Source organism: Clostridia bacterium (genome assembly GCA_012840125.1).
Lineage (GTDB): Bacteria > Bacillota > DULZ01 > DULZ01 > DULZ01 > DULZ01.
Genome location: DULZ01000017.1, coordinates 1 through 3,148, shown reverse-complemented (window position 1 = coordinate 3,148; position 3,148 = coordinate 1). Strand labels below are relative to the sequence as shown.

General features: G+C 59.1%; 4 protein-coding genes. All 4 read left to right on the top strand.

Going from position 1 to position 3,148, the window contains the following annotated elements; genetic code table 11:
- Positions 1–443: nicotinate-nucleotide pyrophosphorylase (locus tag GXX34_01720; protein HHW06247.1), on the top strand; the 443-nt coding region annotated here is incomplete at its 5' end.
- Between the two features lie 21 nt (positions 444–464).
- Positions 465–1,385 carry a competence/damage-inducible protein A gene (locus GXX34_01715; protein HHW06246.1) on the top strand — a complete coding sequence of 307 codons (921 nt, stop codon included), beginning with the start codon at positions 465–467 and terminating at the stop codon, positions 1,383–1,385.
- A complete protein-coding gene (locus GXX34_01710) occupies positions 1,360–2,133 on the top strand; it encodes a 2-keto-4-pentenoate hydratase (GenBank protein HHW06245.1) in 774 nt (257 codons plus the stop codon). Before GXX34_01715 ends, GXX34_01710 begins: the two co-directional genes overlap by 26 nt.
- Before the next feature lie 47 nt (positions 2,134–2,180).
- On the top strand, positions 2,181–3,056 hold the full coding sequence (locus GXX34_01705; GenBank protein HHW06244.1) for an acetaldehyde dehydrogenase (acetylating): 876 nt from the start codon (positions 2,181–2,183) through the stop codon (positions 3,054–3,056).
- Positions 3,057–3,148 lie beyond the last annotated feature (92 nt).

Sequence of the window (3,148 nt, the reverse complement as noted above, 5' to 3'; positions counted from 1 at the left end):
TACGGCAGGACCTGCGCCGGGCCATCGCTACCGGCGGCGCTGGTATCCGCATCACCGAAGAGCCTTTTGTCTACCTTGATAAAAACTATGTCCGCATGTTCCGGGGCATAGGCCCGGCGGTGCGGAAGGCCCGGGAGCTGGAGGGGAGAGCCGTGGTGGTGCAGCTGCGCGGTGAAAGAGCTTCCCTGGCGGAGGAGGCCAGGGAAGCGGTGCAAGCAGGAGCACGCATTCTCATGGTGGATACCGGTAATTTGGAGGACCTGCGGCTGGTAAAGGAAGTGGCCCTAGAGGATGGCCGGGACCAAGTTAAGGTCGCTTTCGGCGGGGGCGTAACCATAGACAATCTTGAGCGGGTCATTGCCGCCGGGGCCGACATTGTGGACGTAGGCCGGGCCATTATCGATGCCCCGTTGTTGGATTTTAGTCTAGATGTGCGCAAATGAGCAGGCAATGGAGGAAAAAAGATGGAATGGGACCTGCTGGAAAAAACCAACTTCTGGATTGAGGGTGTGGAACTGGTTAACGCCGACCTGGGTCTGGTGGCGCTAGCGGCGGCTGCCGCCTTGGAACTGCCACCGCAAGATGTGATGGTGGTGGATGTGCGGCCCGGGCTTTTGGCTTTTGACATATTACGGCGCCGGGTCCAAGCGGAGGCGGTGGCCGGTAAAGGAAAGGAGATCCTGCGGCGCCTGGCGGAAGTGCCGGGGGTGGAAATCGATCCGGGGGCCACGGTCCACTCGGAAGGGGTGCTGGGCCTGATCGCTTTAGACCCCGAAGAAGCAGGCCGGGTCCTGGCTGAATCGGAGGTGCTGGCCCGGGACATCAGCCAGGCGGTGGCCCGGCGGGCTATTGTTTTTGCTTCCGGTTCTGAAGTCATCGCCGGCAAAATCAAAGACACCAATTCACCGTATATCATCTCAGCTTTAGAAAACAAGGGGTACCGGGCCCACTACGGGGGCATCCTGGAGGACGATGCGGTGGCCGCTGCCAACCGCCTGGAGGGAGCGCTGGAAGAAGGTTACGGCCTCGTTATCACCACCGGCGGCGTAGGCGCCGAGGACAAGGACTTCAGCATCGAAGCCGTCCTGCGCTTGGATCCCGGGGCTTGTACGCCCTGGATCCTGAAATTTCAGCCGGATTACCACCGGCATCACAAAGAAGGGGTACGCATCGCCGTGGGGAAGGTAGGTCTTTCCTACCTGGTAGCCCTGCCGGGCCCCCATGAAGAAGCCAAATTAGGTTGCGACCGGCTGCTCGCCGGGCTGGAGCAGGGCCTGGCGAAGGAAAGCCTGGCCGAGTTTATTGCAGGCGCCTTGCGGGAGCGCTGGCGCCAGGGAATGAGAAAGGGAGGTCATGCACATGGATTACCGGGCCATAGCTGCTGAACTGCTGGCAGCGGAAGCCAATTGCCAACCCATTGAACCTTTAACCGATGTTCATCCGGGTTTAACGGTGGAAGATGCCTATCGCATTCAATTGGCCGGCATCGAGCTGAGGAAAGCAGAGGGCAGGAAGGTCATTGGTAAGAAAATCGGTTTAACGAGCAAGGCCATGCAGCAGCTGCTGGGGGTCAATGAACCCGATTACGGCCACCTGCTGGACAACATGCTGCTTTTGGAAGGAGAACCCTGCCGGAGGGAGGAGCTCCTGGCCCCCAGGGTGGAAGCGGAACTGGCCTTTATTTTGAAAGATACGCTCCGGGGTCCCGGTGTGACCATTGCCGACGTTTTCCGGGCCACGGAAGGTATTATGCCGGCTTTTGAGATTGTGGACAGCCGCATCAAAGACTGGAAGATCAAGCTGGCGGATACCGTGGCTGATAACGCTTCCAGTGCGCGGCTGGTCTTGGGGAGCCGTATGGTTCCCGTGAAAGACCTGGACCTGCGCCTCATTGGCATGGTGCTGGAGAAGAACGGTGAAGTGGTCAGCACCGGTGCCGGCGCCGCCGTCTGGGGTCATCCGGCCGCCGCCGTGGCCTGGCTGGCCAACAAGCTGGCCGCCTTTGGCATTGCCCTGGAGGCCGGGGAAATTATTTTATCGGGGGCCGTCACGGCCGCTGAGAATGCTGCCGCAGGCGATGTCTTCACCGTGTCCTTCTACGGCCTGGGGAGCTTGAGCCTGAAGTTTGTGTAGCCGGGCGAGACAGTGATAGCCAAAGTCTAATCGAAGGGGATGTGAATGTGGACAAAGTTAAAGTAGCGGTGATCGGTCCCGGAAACATAGGATCCGATCTGATGTTTAAAATCATGCGGAGCCGGTACTTAGAGATGGCCCTCATGACGGGCATTGTGGAATCGGAGGGCATCAAAAGGGCCAGGAGTTTAGGCTTTAAAACCTCCGTGGACGGCGTCAATGCCGTACTGGCGGAAGAGGATATCAAAATTGTCTTTGACGCCACCGGTGCCAAACCCCACCTCCAGCATGCGCCGCTTTTGAAAGAGGCGGGCAAAATTGCCATTGACCTCACTCCGGCGGCGGTGGGGCCCTACGTCGTCCCCTGTGTCAACCTGGACCAGGTGAAGTTCGAGCCCAACCTCAATATGGTCACCTGTGGCGGGCAGGCGACGGTACCTATCGTTTACGCCGTGAGCCGGGTCGCGGGAGCCAGATATGCGGAGATTGTCGCCTGTATCTCTTCCAAGAGCGCGGGGCCGGGGACGCGCCAGAACATCGATGAATTCACCCAGACCACGGCCAAGGCTCTGGAAGTGGTGGGCGGGGCCAAGAAAGGCAAAGCGATTATTATCCTTAACCCCGCCGAGCCGCCGATTATGATGACCAACACCGTTTACGTGGAGGTAGAAAAACCGGACGAAGCGGCTATCCGGGCCTCCGTGGAAGCTATGGTCAAAGAAGTCCAGAGTTACGTGCCTGGCTACCGTCTCCGGGTGCCGCCCCTCTTGGATGGCAACAAGGTGACGGTGATCGTGGAAGTGGAGGGAGCCGGTGATTTCTTGCCCAAGTACTCCGGCAACCTGGACATCATTACCTCCGCTGCTGTGGCTGTAGCGGAAAAACTGGCCCCAAAGATCTTAGCAGGGGAGGTAGTAGCATGAGCGACAAACCCTTCATTCACGTAGTGGATACCACTTTGCGCGATGGCAGCCATGCCGTCAGTCACGAGTTCACGGCGGAACAGATTGCCGCC